Genomic DNA, 15,292 nt, shown 5'->3' on the forward strand with positions numbered 1-15,292 from the left:
CCACTGTGCGGGCATGGGGTTTCGGTTGTCCGTTCTTTGGAGCAAAGGAGCCCCACCCTCGTGATACTCGCAGACGCAGCGCCCGCCCTGGACGCTCGGCTCACCGAGATGGTCGGCGTTTTCAACGACGACTTCCTCTGGGCGTGGATCCTCATCCCGCTCCTGATCCTGGTGAGCCTCTACATCACCATCCGGTCCGGCCTCGTGCAGTTCCGTATGTTCCCGGAGATGTTCCGGGTACTGAAGAGCAAGCCCGAGGTCGCGCCGGACGGGAAGAAGGCGGTCTCCTCACTCCAGGCCTTCTTCATCTCCGCCGCCGCCCGGATCGGTACGGGCAACATCATCGGCGTCTCCATCGCCATCTCCCTGGGCGGTCCCGGCGCCGTCTTCTGGATGTGGGCGATGGCCATCGTGGTGTGCGGCGCCAGTTTCGTGGAGTCCACGCTCGCGCAGCTGTACAAGGTCCGCCACCCCGCGGGGTACCGAGGTGGCCCCGCCTACTACATCGAACGCGGCCTCGGACAGCGTTGGCTGGCCATCGTGTTCGCGGTCATCCTCATCATCACCTTCCCGATGGTGTTCAACGCGGTGCAGAGCAACACCATCACCAACACTGTCGCCAACTCGGCCGGGGAACTGGGTGTGGCGACCGGTCCGGTCCTCTCCGCCATCATCGGTGTGCTGCTGGTGTTCCTCACCGGCCTGGTGATCTTCGGTGGCGTCCGCCGCATCGCGAACACCGCGCAGGCCCTCATCCCGGTCTTCGCCGCCATCTACGTCGTCATCGGCCTGATCATCATGGTGATGAACTGGCAGCTGGTGCCGGGCATGTTCATGTCGATCATCGAGAACGCCTTCGGCTTGGGCGAGTTCGCGGCGGCGGCGCTGGGCGTGGTCATCATCCAAGGCGTGCGGCGAGGAATGTTCTCCAACGAGGCCGGTCTGGGTTCGGCGCCCAACGCCGCGGCCAGCGCCTCGGTCACCCACCCGGTCAAGCAGGGCCTGGTGCAGACCCTCGGCGTCTACGTGGACACCCTGGTGGTCTGCTCGGTGACCGCCTTCATCGTCCTGCTGGGCTACCAGGGCACCTTCGACGGTGTGCTGGAGGGTGACATGACCCAGATGGCCCTGATGTCGATGCTGGGCCCGTGGGCGCTGCACCTGATGACGCTCATCATCTTCCTGGTGGCGTTCACCTCGGTGCTCGGCAACTACTACTACGGCGAGTCCAACATCGAGTACCTCAGCGAGAACAGGACCGTCCTGTTCGTGTACAAGGTGGTCTTCCTGGTCGCCACCTTCCTGGGCTGCCTGGGCTCGATCGACCTGATCTGGACCCTGGCGGACACGACCATGGGTCTGATGGCGCTGGTCAACCTGATCGCGATCACCCCGCTGACGGTGATCGCCTGCCGCCTGCTCAAGGACTACAACGAGCAGCGTCGCCAGGGGATCGACCCGGTCTTCACTCGGGACCGGTTGCCGGACGTGCGGGGCGTGGAGTGCTGGGCACCCGAGGAGGGAACGGCTCGGCGCGAACAGGAGCCCGTCGACTCCTGACGCCCACCGGACCTCGAAACGCCGGTGCGACGTTCCGTGGGGCGCATCCGAGATGTCTTGGATGCGCCCCACGGCGTTCTGGTTGCCATTCGATTCTGTTGAAAATGCGCATAAACCCCTAACAGTAGGCGTTATCGGGCATCTGTGTTCTTTCGGTCACAGCGGATCACCGCTAGTGTGCTTCATCACATGTGGCGGTCAGAGTTGTGTCTCGCGAGGGAGTCCGATGTCCATCGTCTCAATCGAGCCCGCCACCGCCGAGCGGTGGAACGACCTGGAGAACCTGTTCGGTCCGACGGGAGCCTACGGGCACTGCTGGTGCACGTTCTTTCGGAGGCGGGCCAAGGATCACACGGCGAGCGTCTCCTGTGAGCGGTCCATGCGTGGTCGCGACAACAAGGAAGAGTTGCAGCGGCTCACCTTGGACGGGCGGGTGCCCGGGCTGCTGGCCTACGACGAGGACGGCCCCTGCGGCTGGGTGTCCGTGGCCCCGCGGGAGGACTTCATCCGACTGTCTCGTTCCCGGACCCTGCGCCCCGCCGACCCGGAGGAGCCGGGGGTGTGGTCCCTGGTCTGCTTCTGGCTGCCGCCGCGCCGCCGTAGACGTGGGCAGGGCAGTCGTCTTCTGGACGGGGCCATCGAGTACGCGCGCGCCAACGGCGCCCGAGTGCTGGAGGCCTATCCGGTCGACACCGCCGGCGGCCGCGCCCCCAGCGCCGAGGTCTACACCGGCACCGTGGAGATGTTCCGTCGATCCGGGTTCACGTTGGCCCCACATCACCTGAGCGAGCGGGTGGTGGCCCGCCTGGAGCTGAAGGCCGATTAGCTCCGGCGACCCGCCTCGGGGAACCGGGGGAGGGTATGCGCCGAGCGAGTGCGACGGGCCCCTCGGGTGTCGGATGATGTGTCGTCCGGCCACCCGGGGGGCCTGTCCTTTTCGAGGTGGGGCTTTGCCTTTCCTTGGTACCCCCCTGGGGTAACCTGGCGACCGCGTGCCGGAGGGGACGTCACGGACGTTTGACAATCGTATACCCCAGGGGGGTATCTTGGTCTCAGTTGGAGCGACTCACGTACGAACACACGAGGAGGCACACATGGCCGGCACCGCCGTCTACACCGTCGAGGGAATGAGCTGCGGACACTGCGTCGGCTCGGTCACCGAGGAGGTCGGCGCCGTCCCCGGCGTCACCGGTGTCGAGGTCGACCTGGAGAGCAAGAAGGTGACCGTCACGGGAGAGGGGCCGATCGACGACGCCGCCGTGCGCGCCGCGATCGACGAGGCCGGCTACGAGGTGGCGAGCTGACATGGGCGTGACCACGAAACTCGGGCTCTACACCGTGGGCCTCGTGGTCGTGTTCGCGGCGGCCTTCGGGGCCGGCTCCATCGTCGGTCCCGTGCTGCCCGAGGGCGAGGGCCCTCCGAGCCAGAGCGTGGAGCACGCGCCCGACGACGCACGGGACCACGTCGACGAGGAACAGCAGAGATGACCTGGAGCGGGACATGAACAAGGGTGGAACGACGTCCACCGGATCCGCGCCGGTCGAACTGGCCATCGGTGGGATGACCTGTGCGGCCTGCGCCAACCGGGTGGAGAAGCGGCTCAACAAGATGGAGGGCGTCACCGCCACCGTCAACTTCGCCACCGAGAAGGCCCGGGTGACCTTCGAGGGCGAGCCGACCTCGCTGGACGACCTGGTCGCCCAGGTCGAGAAGGCCGGCTACACCGCCACGGCGCCCACCGCGGAACCGGGACGGGAAGCGGCCGAACCGGACGACCCCACGCGCGCCCTGCGCGATCGCGCGCTGGTCTCCATGCTGCTCTCCGTCCCGGTCATCCTCATGGCGATGATCCCCGCGCTCCAGTTCACGTACTGGCAGTGGGCCTCCCTCGCGCTGGCCGCCCCGGTGGTGGTGTGGGGCGCCCTGCCCTTCCACGTGGCCGCCTGGAAGAACCTCAGGCTGGGCACCGCGACCATGGACACCCTTGTCTCCCTGGGTGTGGCCGCCGCCTTCCTGTGGTCCCTGTACGCACTCTTCCTCGGTACCGCCGGGGTCCCGGGGATGACACACCCCTTCGAGTTCACCATCGCCCGTACCGACGGAGCGGCCAACATCTATCTGGAGGTCGCGGCGGGCGTCACCTCCTTCATCCTTCTCGGGAAGTACTTCGAGGCGCGCTCCAAGCGCCGCGCCGGCGCCGCCCTGCGCGCCCTGATGGAACTGGGCGCCAAGGAGGTCACCGTGCTGCGCGGCCAGGGCGCCGCGGCACGTGAGGAACTCGTCCCGGTCGACCGGCTCGCCGTCGGCGACCGCTTCGTGGTCCGTCCCGGCGAGAAGATCGCCACCGACGGCGAGGTCGAAGAGGGCACCTCGGCCGTCGACATGAGCATGCTCACCGGCGAGTCCGTGCCGATGGAGGTCTCGCCCGGGTCCGCCGTCGTGGGCGCCACCGTCAACGCCGGCGGCCGACTGGTCGTGCGCGCCTCGCGGGTCGGTTCGGACACCCGGCTCGCGCAGATGGCGCGTCTGGTCGAGGACGCACAGAACGGCAAGGCCGAGGTGCAGCGCCTCGCCGACCGGGTCTCCGGGGTGTTCGTTCCGGTGGCCATCATGATCGCGGTCGCCACCCTGGGCTTCTGGCTCGGTACCGGGGGTTCCGTGGGCGCCGCCTTCACCGCCGCCGTCGCCGTGCTCATCATCGCCTGCCCGTGCGCGCTGGGCCTGGCCACCCCGATGGCCCTCATGGTGGGCACCGGTCGCGGCGCCCAACTGGGCATCCTCATCAAGGGCCCGGAGGTACTGGAGAGCACCCGACGGGTCGACACCGTGGTGCTGGACAAGACCGGCACCGTCACCACCGGGAAGATGGCCCTGACCGACGTCACCGTCGGCGACGGCGAGGACGAGGCCGAGGTGCTGCGACTGGCCGGAGCCCTGGAATCGGCCTCCGAACACCCCATCGCCCGGGCCATCGCCACCGGCGCCACCGTGCGCGTGGGCGACCTGCCCACCCCCGAGGACTTCGCCAACATCGAGGGCCGGGGCGTCCAGGGGACCGTGGACGGCCACGCCGTCCTGGTGGGCAGGGCCGCCCTGCTGGCCGAGTGGTCCCAAGAGCTGCCCGACGAGCTGGAACAGGCCTTCAAGGAGGCCGAGTCGCAGGGGCGCACCGCCGTCGCCGTGGGTTGGGACGGCAGGGCACGGGGGGTCCTCACCGTGACCGACACGGTCAAGCCCACCAGCGCCGAGGCGGTCCGACGCTTCCGTGACCTGGGTTTGGACCCGATCCTCCTCACCGGTGACAACGCGGCCGTGGCCCGCACCGTCGCCGCCGAGGTCGGCATCCAGGAGGTCATCTCCGAGGTGATGCCCGAGGACAAGGTCGCGGAGGTCCGCCGACTCCAGTCGGAGGGACGCGTCGTGGCGATGGTCGGCGACGGGATCAACGACGCCGCCGCCCTCGCCCAGGCCGACCTGGGACTGTCGATGGGCACCGGCACGGACGTGGCGATCGAGGCCGGTGACCTGACCCTGGTCCGTGGCGACCTTCGGGCCGCCGCCGACGCGGTCCGGTTGTCCCGCCGCACGCTCGGGATCATCAAGGGCAACCTGTTCTGGGCGTTCGCCTACAACACCGCCGCGCTGCCGCTGGCCGCCGCGGGTCTGCTCAACCCGATGCTCGCGGGCGCGGCGATGGCCCTGTCCAGCGTGTTCGTGGTGAGCAACAGCGGAAGGCTGCGCCGCTTCCGTCCGCTGAGCGACGACACGCTCGACCCGGACGAGAGCCGACCGCGTAACGGCTGATGACGTGGGGTGCGCCCGAGGCGGGCGCACCCACCTCCTCGTCACCCGTGAGGAGAGAGGTTAGTGTTCACGCGGAACCCTGGAGCGTGACGACGCGGTCGTGCTCCGCTGTCTACCCCCCAGCAGAGGTCCGCCGTGTCTTCCGGATGCCCACGAGCCAAGCTGTACCAAGACGAACCCCACCCGGACCCGTACTCCGTGTACGCGGCGATGCGGGACGACCACGGACCCGTCGTCCCGGTGGAACTGGAACCCGGTGTGCACGGGTGGTTGGTCACCGACTACGCCACCCTCATCTCCTGGTCCAGGGACGAGACCAGGTTCGGGCACGACGCCCGCCTGTGGAAGGACTTCAAGGAGGGCCGCGTCGGCGTCGACGCCTCGGTGCTGCCCATGATGGCCCCGCGGCCCAACGCCCTCTTCGTCGACGGCAGTGAGCACCAGCGCTACCGGAGAGCCATCACCGACGGGCTCGGCGCCATCACCTCCCGGCGGTTCGCCGAGGCCACCGAACGGTACGCGAACGGACTCATCGACGAGTTCTGCGAACGCGGTGAGGCCGACGTCCTCAACGAGTACGCGCGGATGCTGCCGCTCCTGGTCATCAACGACCTCTTCGGCTTCGACCACGACCAAGGGGTGCGTTTCGTCGAGGCCATGCGCAACCTCTGGCTGGGCGTCGACGCCGAGAGGTCCAACGCCGAGGCCGAGCGCGCCCTGTCCGAGGTGGTCACCGCCAAGCACCGCGAACCAGGCGACGACTTCACCACGAGGCTGATCCAGCACCGCGCCGCGCTCAGCGACGAGGAGGTGATCATGCAGCTCCTCCTGGTGGTGGCCGCGGCCAACGAGCCGACCGCCGACCTCATCGACTCGGGTGTGCGCGCCCTCCTGGCCGACCCCAACCTGGCGGGCGACCGCGCCCCCTCACCCACCGTCCTGACCGACACCATCGACCGTGTCCTGTGGCAGGACCCCCCGATCACCAACTACCCGGTCATCTATCCACGGGTGGACGTTCCGCTGGGCGCCGGCCGTGTGATCGAGGAGGGATCGCCGATCCTGTTGGGCTTCGCGGCCGCCAACCGCTTCTACGTGGAGGAGAACGCGGCGGAGATGGTGGACACGAGCAACCGGGCCCACGTGGCCTGGGGTGCCGGCGCCCATCGCTGTCCGGCCCGCGAGGAGGCGATCACCATGACGATGATCGCCCTGCGCACCCTCTTCGACCGACTCCCCGGGCTGCGCCAGGCCGTGCCCTCGGAGGATCTGCGTTGGCGACTGTCCGCCCTGTCCTGGGCGCCCGTCCGACTTCCCGTGAGTTTCCCTCCGAAAGCCCCTCTCACCCCCCGAGTGGAAGGAACACCTTGGAACGAGTCCGACTCGCCCCCGGAAACCTCCGAGCCCAGGCGGCCCACCTCCGGAAGGTCGCCCCTGTCGTCCCTGTCGAGCTTCCTGGTGAGGTTGACGCGTGGGTCGTGACCACCCACAAGGCGGTCGGTGAAGCACTGGCCGACCCGCGCGTCCAGAAGAACAAGGAGTACTGGAAGGCGTTCAACGCCGGTGAGATCCCCACCGACTGGCCGCTGATCTCCTGGATCATCAACGAGAACATGCTGTCCAAGGACGGGGAGGACCACACCCGGCTGCGCAGGTTGGTGTCGAAGGCGTTCACCCCGCGCCGGGTCGAGAGGTTGCGACCGGCGATCGTGGGCATCGTCGAGTCCCTGCTCGACGACCTCGAACGCGCGGCGGCCGAGTCCGAGGACGGGACCGTCGACCTCAAGTCCCTGGTTTCCCGGCCCCTGCCGCTGACCGTGATCAGCGACCTGTTCGGGGTGGACGAGGAGACCCGGCCCAAGCTGCACCGGCTGGCCGGGGTGTTCTTCGACCAGAGCGTCACCCCCGAAGAGGCGATGGGCGTCTTCTTCGAGATGTGGGGGGTCCTCACCGACCTGGTCGCGGCCAAGCGCACCGAACCCGGGGACGACCTCACCACGGCCCTGATCGCGGCCCGGGACGAGGAGGACCGTCTCACCGAGGACGAGCTCATCTGGAACCTGGTGCTGTTCATCAGCGCCGGTTACGAGACCACGATGAACCTCATCACCAACGCCGTGCGGGCCCTGACCACCCACCGCGGCCAACTCGAACTACTGCGCAAGGGTGAGGTCGAGTGGCCCAAGGCGATCGAGGAGGTCCTGCGCTGGGACGGACCGGGCGAGTTCGTGCCGATGCGCTACACCACCGAGGACATCGACCTGGCGGGCGTCCAGGTCCCCGCGGGGGAACCGCTGCTGATCGGCTACGCCTCGGCCGGTAGGGACGAGGAACGCTACGGCGCCACCGCCGGGGAGTTCGACATCACACGCGAGGATTCCTCGCACCTGACCTTTTCCCATGGGAGGCACTACTGCCTGGGCGCGAACCTGGCCCGCGTGGAGGTCAACGAGGTCCTGCCGCGCCTGTTCGAGCGTTTCCCCGAACTCGACCTCGCGGTCGACGAGGCGGAGCTGACCGCGTCGCCGTCCATCATCGGCGCCGGGGTCGAGGCCCTGCCGGTACGGCTTCGCCGCCGCCCCGGGGCGGCTCACGACCTGCGATAACACGTCCGAGGACTCCTCGTCCGCCGGGATTCGGCCAAGTGGATCCCGGCGGGTCCTTCGCACGTCAAGGGTGATTTGGCCGGATCTGTCGCCTGGTGGGGACACTGTTCGCACCTTCGGGGAAGCACACGAACGGGCCCTGCGGCTCCTACACTCGTCTTGGTCCCCCACACCCGCGCCCCACCCCCGCTCACGCTCCTGCCCGTCCCGCACGGACCCTCCCGAGGAATGCGAAACATGAACAGTTCGGAAGCCGACCCCGGCCGTGTCCTGGTCAACCGCTACCGTCTGGACGAGGTCATCGGCGAGGGTGGAATGGGACGCGTCTGGCGTGGGACGGACACCCTGCTCGACCGACCGGTCGCGGTCAAGGAGCTGACCACCCCGCCCAACCTCCCCGCGCACGAGGTGGAGGTCCTGCGCACCCGCATGCTCCGCGAGGCGCGCAGCGCCGCCCAGCTCAGCCACCCGACCATCATCACGGTGTTCGACGTGGCCGAGGAGGACGGCCGCCCGTGGATCGTCATGGAACTCGTCGACGGCCCGTCCCTGGGTGACGTCATCCGGGACCGGGGGCCGATCTCGATCGAGCGGGCCGCGAGCATCGGCGAGCAGATGGCCGCCGGCCTGGCCGAGGCGCACGGCCACGGCATCGTGCACCGCGACATCAAGCCCGGAAACGTGCTCATCGCGGGCAACGACCGGGCCGTCCTGACCGACTTCGGTATCGCGCACCTGGACGGCTCCACCCACCTGACCAGCACGGGCCTGCTCATCGGTTCGCCGAGCTACCTCGCGCCGGAGATCGCGCACGGTCGCTCCGCCACCCCCGCCTCGGACATGTGGGCCCTGGGCATCACCCTCTACCAGGCGGTGGAGGGAACCCTGCCCTTCGACCGGCCCACCCCGATGGCCACCCTGACGGCCATCGTCACCCAGGACCTCCCGGAGACCCCCAACGCGGGGGCGCTGCGGCCGATCCTGGAGGCCCTGTGCGAGAAGCGACCCGAGGACCGCCCGACGGTCACCGAGGTCCGTTCCCTGCTGCTCGGCGTCCGCGACGGAGAGAGGGCCTCTCCCTCGCTCGCCGCCACCGCCCTGGTCGCGCCCGTGCCGGCGGACGACGCTCCCTCCGAGACCGCCAACGAGGAGGAGCCGGAGTGGAACCCGGTGACGAGCTCGGGCACGGTCGACCGGACGGTCAACGCCGCCGCGTCCACCCCCACGAAGGAGCCCGCGGCCCCGGCCGCGTCGGGTGCGGTGTCGAACAGGCCGCGTGGTGACGGGAGGAAACGCTCCCGCGCCGGAGTGCTGGTGGCCGCGGCGCTCGCGTTCGTCCTGCTGGTCGGAGCGGCGATCACCACCGTCTACGTCAGCGCGAACCGGCCCGGCGACGTCGCCGCGACCACCGGGGGATCGGAGGCCGGGGAGGACCCGGGTTCCGACCAGGCCGATGGGGCCGCCGCCGGGGGCGACGAGGAGGGCGAGCCGGAGGAGGAACCCTCGGCGGCCGACGCGGAGGCCTCGGAGGAAGGGGAAGCCGAAGAGGGGGAAGAGGACGATTGGGACTTCCTCACCCGGCACGAGGACTCCAGCGGATTCGCCGTCGACGTCCCCGAGGACTGGGAGATCGACCGCGACGGGCACATGGTCTACTTCCGCAACCCCGACGGCGGGTACCTGCTGGTCGACCAGACCGACAACCCCAACCCGGACGCCGGCGACGACTGGCGCGACTTCGAGCCGACCGGTAGCCGGAACTTCTCCGGTTACTCGCTGATCGGGATCGAGGACCTGGAAGGCGGCTGGGTCGACGACTACGTCAGCGCCGCCGACTGGGAGTTCACCTTTCAGGGGCGCAACGGGGAGATGCACGCCATCAACCGGGGCTTCCACACCGAGGACAAGGGCTACGCGCTGTTCCTGGTGAGCCCGGAGGACCCGGCGATCAACCACGCGCTCTTGGACCGCGTGTCCGAGACCTTCGAACCCGCCGGCTGAACCCGAGCCTCAGTCCCGGTCTCGCTCGCCGTCGGAGTCCAGCAGTTCCGCCTCGTGCACCAACAGCGCGATCTGCACCCGGTTGTTGAGTTTCAGCTTGGTGAGGACGCTCGACACGTGGGTCTTGACCGTCGGCACGCTCAGGAACAGGCGCGCGGCGATGTCGGCGTTGGAGCGGCCCTCGCCGACCGCCACCGCCACGTCGGTCTCGCGGGCGTTCAGCAGGGCCAGGCGGCGTCGGGCCCGGTCCGCCCGTTCGCTGTGGTCGCCGTGCGCCACCCGGTGTATGAGCCGTCGCGTCACGGCGGGGGAGAGCACCGGAATACCACGGGCCACCCGACGGACCGACTCCACGATCTCCTCCGGTGGGGTGTCCTTGAGCAGGAACCCGGCAGCACCCGCGCGCAGGGCCCGCAGCACGTGTTCGTCGGCGTCGAAGGTGGTGAGCACCAGCACCTCCGGCGCGTCCGGCACGGCCCGGAGCCGTTCGGTGGCGGTGAGCCCGTCCACGGTGGGCATCCGGATGTCCATGAGCACCACGTCGGGAGAGTGCTCGCGGACCAGCTCCTCCACCTGACCGCCGTCCTCGGCCTCGGCCAGCACCCGCACGTCGGGGGCGCCGCCCATCATCATCACCAGTCCGACCCGCACCAGGGCGTCGTCGTCGACGATCACCACGCCGATCCGTCGCTGTTCGTCCCGTTCGCTCATACCGTCCACGGTAGCCAGGCGGTGAGGTTCCAACCGCCGTTCTCGGTGGTTCCGTACTCCAGGTCTCCCAACGCCAACGAGACCCGTTCGGACAGACCGATCAACCCCTGGCCGGAGCCCGCCGCGGTGGACGCTCCGTCCTCGGAGGCCGGGGCGGATGGTCCATTGGTCACCGACACGCTCAGGCCTTCTCCCGGTGCCCCGGAGATCCGCACGGAGGTGTCGGCCCCCGGAGCGTGCTTGCGGGCGTTGGTGAGCGCCTCCTGGACGATCCGGTAGGCCGTGCGCCCGGTGCGCTCCGGTACCTGGCCGGTGTGCTCGTCGACGAACTCCACCACGACCCCGGCGTCGCGGGCCTCCTCCACCAGCTGCGCCAGGTCCGCCAGGGTGGGCTGGGGCAGCTCGCCCACCGGTGCGCGCAGCACCCCGATCACCTCGCGCAGGTCCTGGAGGGCCTGGTGGGCGCTCTCTCGGATGACCTTGGCCGAACGAGCGACCTCCTCGGCGGGGGCGTCCGGCCGGTACTCCAGGGCGCCGGCGTGCACGCTCAGCAGGGACAGTCGGTGCCCGAGCACGTCGTGGATCTCGCGGGCCATGGACTCACGGACCCGGTGCTGGGCGTGTTCGGCCCGAAGCTCCGCCTCCGCCTCGGCGTGCACGGCTCGCTCCCGCAGCGATTCGAAGAGTTGACGTCGGTGTTGCACGGAGAGCCCCCACCCGGCGACGGCTCCCTGGAAGACCGCGCTGAGCAGGAACATCAACAGGAACGGGGCGTGGGGCTCGGGGTGCAGGGACACGTTGACGAAGGAGGCCACGAAGCTCAGGCCCAGCACGCACAGGCCCACCTTGGGCGGCCGATGCACGCACAGGGAGAACAGGGCCGCGAGCATGGCCCCGCCCACCAGGGGGAAGATGGCCGACAGCACCACGAGGACCACCGCGAGCCGGATCGGCCACCGGCGTCGCCACCACAGGGCCGTACAGGACGCCAGGGCGATGAGTTGGTCGGCCACCCGGAACGGCTCCGGGACCGAAGGCGGTGTCGGGTCCTCGGGGAGGGTCACCGCGCCGAGCAGCCCGAAGCCCAGGGCGATCAGGAACATCAGGGAGTCCACGATCCAGTCGCGCGCGCTGCGCCGGTGCCGCTGCCGGGACGGGGTCGTGTCGTTCATCGCCTCCGGAGTCTACGAGCGCGCGAGCGCGGGTCGGGCGTCGCCGAGCGGACTCGGTACCGAAGATCGGCCGAGCGATACTTTGGTCGAACGCCTCGGGCCACGGCCAAGACCTTGGTTCCCCGGTTCCATGCCCGTGCCCGATCCTCCGGCGGGGACACCGCGCCTAGATTCGGACCATGCGCAAGTCACTGCAGGGCGTCGGCCTCCTGCTCACCGTCATGGGGATCAGCGGGGTGATCGACCACCTCTGGACCCAACCGATCCTGGGCATCGTGCTCAACGCGTTCAACCGGTTCGTCGTGGAACAGGTTCCCGGGTTCCAAGAGAACGCGATCCTGGCCAACCTGGGGCTGTCCGCCGTCGGGATCCTGCTCATCGTGGTGACCGAAGCGCTCTCCCGGCCCCGAAGAGCCACGTGAATCCCATCGATCACGTGGTTTCACGCTCGTTTCACGCGCGCGACTAGGTAGCGTCAACAGGCGGAGCACCCGCGCGTGAAGCTGGGAGAACACCCGATGAGCACTTTGGTCACCGGAGCCACCGGACAGGTGGGCCGACGTGTCCTGACCGAGCTTCGCAGACGCGGCCTGCCCGCCGTGGGAGCCTCCAGGGACGGGGAGGTCCGTCTGGACTGGACGGACACCGGTAGCTGGAAACCGGCGCTGGAGGACGTGGAGAGCCTGTTCGTGTCCGTGCCCATGGCCAGTGGGTTGACCGAGCGGGCGGAGGCCTTCCTTCAGCAGGCGTCCGAGTCGGGGGTGGGCACCGCCGTCCTGGTCACCGCCATGGGCGTGGAGGACGGTCCGCCCGACTCCGAGCAGCGTCGCCTGGAGTCCAAGGTCCGCGAACTGTTCGGTCGATGGACCATCGTGCGTCCCAACTGGCTGGACCAGGACTTCACCGAGGGCGTGTTCGCCCGTCTGGCACGCTCCCGTAACGGCCGGCTGGAACTGCCGGTGTCCAAGCGCGCCGCCGTCAGCTTCGTGGACGCCCGGGACGTCGCCGACACCGTCGTGGCCGCCCTCACCGACGACGCGCACCACGAGCGCGAGTACACGCTCACCGGTCCCGTCCCGGTCACCTTCCGCGAGGTGGTGAAGGGGACGAAGGGAACCGAGAGCCCGGTGTGGCGGTACAAGAAGGTCGACGAGGCCGGCTTCTACTTCCGCGCGACGGACATGGGCTGGTCGGAGCGGTACGTGGACACCCTCAACGAGCGCTTCCGCGCCATCGCCGACGGCCGGGCCGCCAAGGTGACCGAGGACGTCCGTCGGGCCCTGGGCCGCGACGCCGTCCCCATGGCCAAGTTCGTCCGCGAGGCGGTCAACTGACACCGGAGCCCCGGACGGTCGGCCGTCCGGGGCTCCGAGGGTTCGGGTCCTGCCTACTTCAGGAGCTGGCGGGCCATGACCATGCGCTGGATCTGGTTGGTGCCCTCGTAGATCTGGGTGATCTTGGCGTCGCGCATCATGCGCTCCAGCGGGAAGTCCTTCACGTAGCCGGCGCCGCCCAGCAGCTGCACGGCGTCGGTGGTGATCTCCATGGCGGCGTCGGAGGCGTAGCACTTGGCGGCCGCGCCGTAGAACGGCAGGTCCTCGTCGCCCCGCTCGGACTTGGCGGCGGCCACGTAGACCATCTGGCGGGCGGTCTCCAGCTTCATGGCCATGTCGGCCAGCATGAACTGGATGCCCTGGAAGTCGGCGATGGACTTGCCGAACTGCTTGCGCTCCTTGACGTAGGCCACGGCGTGGTCCAGAGCGCCCTGGGCGATGCCGACGGCCTGTGCGCCGATGGTGACGCGGGTGTGGTCCAGGGTGCGCAGCGCGATCTTGAGGCCCTCGCCCGGCGCGCCGACGATGCGGTCACCGGGGATGTGCACGTCGTCGAAGAACAGCTCGCGGGTGGGGGAGCCCTTGATGCCGAGCTTGCGCTCGGGCTCGCCCAGGGTGAAGCCGGCGTCGTCGGCGTGGACGACGAACGCGGAGATGTTGCTGCCGCGCTTGCCCTCGGGGTCGGTGACGGCGAGCACCGTGTAGTACTCGCTCACCCCGGCGTTGGTGATCCACGACTTCTGGCCGTTGAGGATCCAGTCGTCGCCCTTGGGGGTGGCCTGGGTGCGCATGGAGGCGGTGTCGGAACCGGCCTCGCGCTCGGACAGGCCGTAGGAGAACATCGCCTCGCCACGGGCCACGGGGGTCAGGTAGCGACGCTTGACGTCCTCGGAGGCACCCAGGATCAGCGGCATGGTGCCGAGCTTGTTCACCGCGGGGATCAGCGAGGAGGAGGCGCACACACGGGCGACCTCCTCGATGATGACGCAGGTCGCCAGCGCGTCGGCGCCCATGCCCTCGTAGTCCTCGGAGATGTGCGCGGCGTGGAAGTCCGTCGCGGTGAGGGCGTCGAGGGCGTCCTGCGGGAAGGCCGACTTCTCGTCCACCTCGGCGGCGTGCGGAGCGATCTTGTCCTCCGCGACGGAGCGCACCGCCTCACGCAGCTCCTCGTGCTCCTCGCTGGTCTTGAAAAGGTCGAAGTCGCTCATGATCTTCCCCGGTGTCTGGCACTAGGTGCCGATGTCTGGCATTCAGTGCCAGAGTAGGGGGTAGAGGCGATGAAGTACACCGACCGGTGGCGGTGATCCTCCGGAAGGGGGTCGTCCTCGGCGAAGAGGAGACGGATGATGGTCGAACGCAATGGTGGCGGTACCCGGGCCGTGGTGCTGGCGGCGGTACGCCTGTTCACCGAAGCCGGATACGACGCCACCACGATGGCGGGGATAGCCGAGGCGACCGGGGTGAGCCGACGTAGCCTCTTCCGCCGCTTCGGCTCCAAGGAGGACGTCCTCTTCGCCGAACACGACGAACTGTTCGAGACGGTGGTGCGCTACATGGAGGCCTCCCCGGAGTCGCCGACGGACTCCGTGCTGGCCGCCGCGCGCCTGGTCTTCCAGGGGTACGTGCGCGACCCCGAGATCACCGTGCCCCGCTACCGACTGGTGCGCGCCCACCCGCGGCTGCGCGACCGGGAGGTGGCCATGACGGCCCGCTACCAGGCGGCCTTCAGCCGTCACCTGGCCGAGGCCACCGGCGGCGGACGCCCCTCGTTGGAGGTGGAGGTGGTGGCCTCCGCCGTCATCGCGGCGCACAACCACGTCCTGCGCGGCTGGCTTCGCGATCCGGACGACGAGGGTGCGTGGCGGCGGTTCGACGAGGCCATGGAACGGGTCCGCGCCCTGGCAGCCCCCCTCTTCGAGGAGCCGGGCGAGGTCACCTCCGATCGGGACCGGATCGTGGTGGCCGTCTACCCGGGGGGCACCGATCCCGCCGAACTGGCGCGCCGGGTGACGGAGGCGGTCCGAGAGCGCGGGTAGGAACCCGGGGCACCTCGACCGCTGTCCTCGGCACGCCCATGCGGGCATAGGCTGTATGGGGCCGAAA

The 15,292-nt window shown here is 69.4% G+C and carries 14 protein-coding genes; 11 read left to right on the forward strand and 3 right to left on the reverse strand.

The features are described 5' to 3' along the window. Nucleotides 1-60: 60 nt before the first annotated feature. The 8 genes from ACWGKS_RS21450 (at nt 61) to ACWGKS_RS21485 (ending at nt 9,972) form a co-directional block, all read left to right on the forward strand. On the forward strand, nt 61-1,560 hold the full coding sequence (locus tag ACWGKS_RS21450) for an alanine/glycine:cation symporter family protein (protein WP_358507159.1): 1,500 nt from the start codon (nt 61-63) through the stop codon (nt 1,558-1,560). 226 nt (nt 1,561-1,786) lie between these two features. Then, a complete protein-coding gene (locus tag ACWGKS_RS21455) occupies nt 1,787-2,386 on the forward strand; it encodes a GNAT family N-acetyltransferase (RefSeq protein WP_358507157.1) in 600 nt (199 codons plus the stop codon). A gap of 268 nt (nt 2,387-2,654) precedes the next feature. After that, nucleotides 2,655-2,864: a heavy-metal-associated domain-containing protein gene (locus ACWGKS_RS21460; RefSeq protein ID WP_358507155.1), complete on the forward strand. Its 210-nt coding sequence runs from the start codon at nt 2,655-2,657 to the stop codon at nt 2,862-2,864. 1 nt (nt 2,865) lies between these two features. Then, nucleotides 2,866-3,048: a hypothetical protein gene (locus ACWGKS_RS21465; protein ID WP_358507153.1), complete on the forward strand. Its 183-nt coding sequence runs from the start codon at nt 2,866-2,868 to the stop codon at nt 3,046-3,048. Nucleotides 3,049-3,061: 13 nt separating this feature from the next. Continuing rightward, complete coding sequence (locus ACWGKS_RS21470; protein WP_358507151.1) at nt 3,062-5,365, forward strand: heavy metal translocating P-type ATPase; 2,304 nt, start codon at nt 3,062-3,064, stop codon at nt 5,363-5,365. Nucleotides 5,366-5,563: 198 nt separating this feature from the next. After that, entirely contained in the window at nt 5,564-6,847 is a 1,284-nt protein-coding gene (locus tag ACWGKS_RS21475) for a cytochrome P450 family protein (protein ID WP_358507267.1), read from the forward strand. Further along, entirely contained in the window at nt 6,844-7,971 is a 1,128-nt protein-coding gene (locus tag ACWGKS_RS21480; RefSeq protein WP_358507150.1) for a cytochrome P450 family protein, read from the forward strand. Before ACWGKS_RS21475 ends, ACWGKS_RS21480 begins: the two co-directional genes overlap by 4 nt. 237 nt (nt 7,972-8,208) lie before the next feature. After that, nucleotides 8,209-9,972: a serine/threonine-protein kinase gene (locus tag ACWGKS_RS21485; RefSeq protein WP_358507148.1), complete on the forward strand. Its 1,764-nt coding sequence runs from the start codon at nt 8,209-8,211 to the stop codon at nt 9,970-9,972. Nucleotides 9,973-9,981: 9 nt separating this feature from the next. Here the strand turns inward: ACWGKS_RS21485 and ACWGKS_RS21490 are convergent, their stop codons facing one another. Both ACWGKS_RS21490 and ACWGKS_RS21495 read right to left on the reverse strand, forming a co-directional pair. Continuing rightward, on the reverse strand, nt 9,982-10,683 hold the full coding sequence (locus ACWGKS_RS21490; protein ID WP_358507146.1) for a response regulator transcription factor: 702 nt from the start codon (nt 10,681-10,683) through the stop codon (nt 9,982-9,984). After that, the gene (locus ACWGKS_RS21495; RefSeq protein WP_358507144.1) at nt 10,680-11,855 is read right to left on the reverse strand and encodes a sensor histidine kinase; all 1,176 of its coding nucleotides are present in this window, start codon (nt 11,853-11,855) and stop codon (nt 10,680-10,682) included. Before ACWGKS_RS21495 ends, ACWGKS_RS21490 begins: the two co-directional genes overlap by 4 nt. Before the next feature lie 179 nt (nt 11,856-12,034). Between ACWGKS_RS21495 and ACWGKS_RS21500 the strand changes: the two genes are divergently transcribed. Both ACWGKS_RS21500 and ACWGKS_RS21505 read left to right on the forward strand, forming a co-directional pair. Continuing rightward, nucleotides 12,035-12,277 (forward strand): hypothetical protein, encoded by a 243-nt coding sequence (locus ACWGKS_RS21500; protein ID WP_358507142.1) that lies wholly within the window; start codon nt 12,035-12,037, stop codon nt 12,275-12,277. 96 nt (nt 12,278-12,373) lie between these two features. Next, the gene (locus ACWGKS_RS21505) at nt 12,374-13,189 is read left to right on the forward strand and encodes an SDR family oxidoreductase (RefSeq protein WP_358507140.1); all 816 of its coding nucleotides are present in this window, start codon (nt 12,374-12,376) and stop codon (nt 13,187-13,189) included. 53 nt (nt 13,190-13,242) lie between these two features. Here ACWGKS_RS21505 and ACWGKS_RS21510 read toward each other — a convergent pair whose 3' ends face one another. Continuing rightward, on the reverse strand, nt 13,243-14,397 hold the full coding sequence (locus ACWGKS_RS21510) for an acyl-CoA dehydrogenase family protein (RefSeq protein WP_358507138.1): 1,155 nt from the start codon (nt 14,395-14,397) through the stop codon (nt 13,243-13,245). Nucleotides 14,398-14,532: 135 nt separating this feature from the next. Here ACWGKS_RS21510 and ACWGKS_RS21515 point away from each other — a divergent pair, with 135 nt between their 5' ends. After that, complete coding sequence (locus ACWGKS_RS21515; protein ID WP_358507136.1) at nt 14,533-15,225, forward strand: TetR/AcrR family transcriptional regulator; 693 nt, start codon at nt 14,533-14,535, stop codon at nt 15,223-15,225. The last annotated feature ends 67 nt before the right edge of the window (nt 15,226-15,292 follow it).

It is taken from the genome of Nocardiopsis sp. NPDC055879 (assembly GCF_053615935.1).

Excerpts from the sequence above, each read along its gene's own strand:
- ACWGKS_RS21455 (WP_358507157.1), top strand. The coding sequence starts at position 1,787 with ATGTCCATCGTCTCAATCGAGCCCGCCACCGCCGAGCGGTGGAACGAC.
- ACWGKS_RS21460 (WP_358507155.1), top strand. The coding sequence starts at position 2,655 with ATGGCCGGCACCGCCGTCTACACCGTCGAGGGAATGAGCTGCGGACAC.
- ACWGKS_RS21465 (WP_358507153.1), top strand. The coding sequence starts at position 2,866 with ATGGGCGTGACCACGAAACTCGGGCTCTACACCGTGGGCCTCGTGGTC.
- ACWGKS_RS21470 (WP_358507151.1), top strand. The coding sequence starts at position 3,062 with ATGAACAAGGGTGGAACGACGTCCACCGGATCCGCGCCGGTCGAACTG.
- ACWGKS_RS21485 (WP_358507148.1), top strand. The coding sequence starts at position 8,209 with ATGAACAGTTCGGAAGCCGACCCCGGCCGTGTCCTGGTCAACCGCTAC.
- ACWGKS_RS21490 (WP_358507146.1), bottom strand. The coding sequence starts at position 10,683 with ATGAGCGAACGGGACGAACAGCGACGGATCGGCGTGGTGATCGTCGAC.
- ACWGKS_RS21495 (WP_358507144.1), bottom strand. The coding sequence starts at position 11,855 with ATGAACGACACGACCCCGTCCCGGCAGCGGCACCGGCGCAGCGCGCGC.
- ACWGKS_RS21500 (WP_358507142.1), top strand. The coding sequence starts at position 12,035 with ATGCGCAAGTCACTGCAGGGCGTCGGCCTCCTGCTCACCGTCATGGGG.
- ACWGKS_RS21505 (WP_358507140.1), top strand. The coding sequence starts at position 12,374 with ATGAGCACTTTGGTCACCGGAGCCACCGGACAGGTGGGCCGACGTGTC.
- ACWGKS_RS21510 (WP_358507138.1), bottom strand. The coding sequence starts at position 14,397 with ATGAGCGACTTCGACCTTTTCAAGACCAGCGAGGAGCACGAGGAGCTG.
- ACWGKS_RS21515 (WP_358507136.1), top strand. The coding sequence starts at position 14,533 with ATGATGGTCGAACGCAATGGTGGCGGTACCCGGGCCGTGGTGCTGGCG.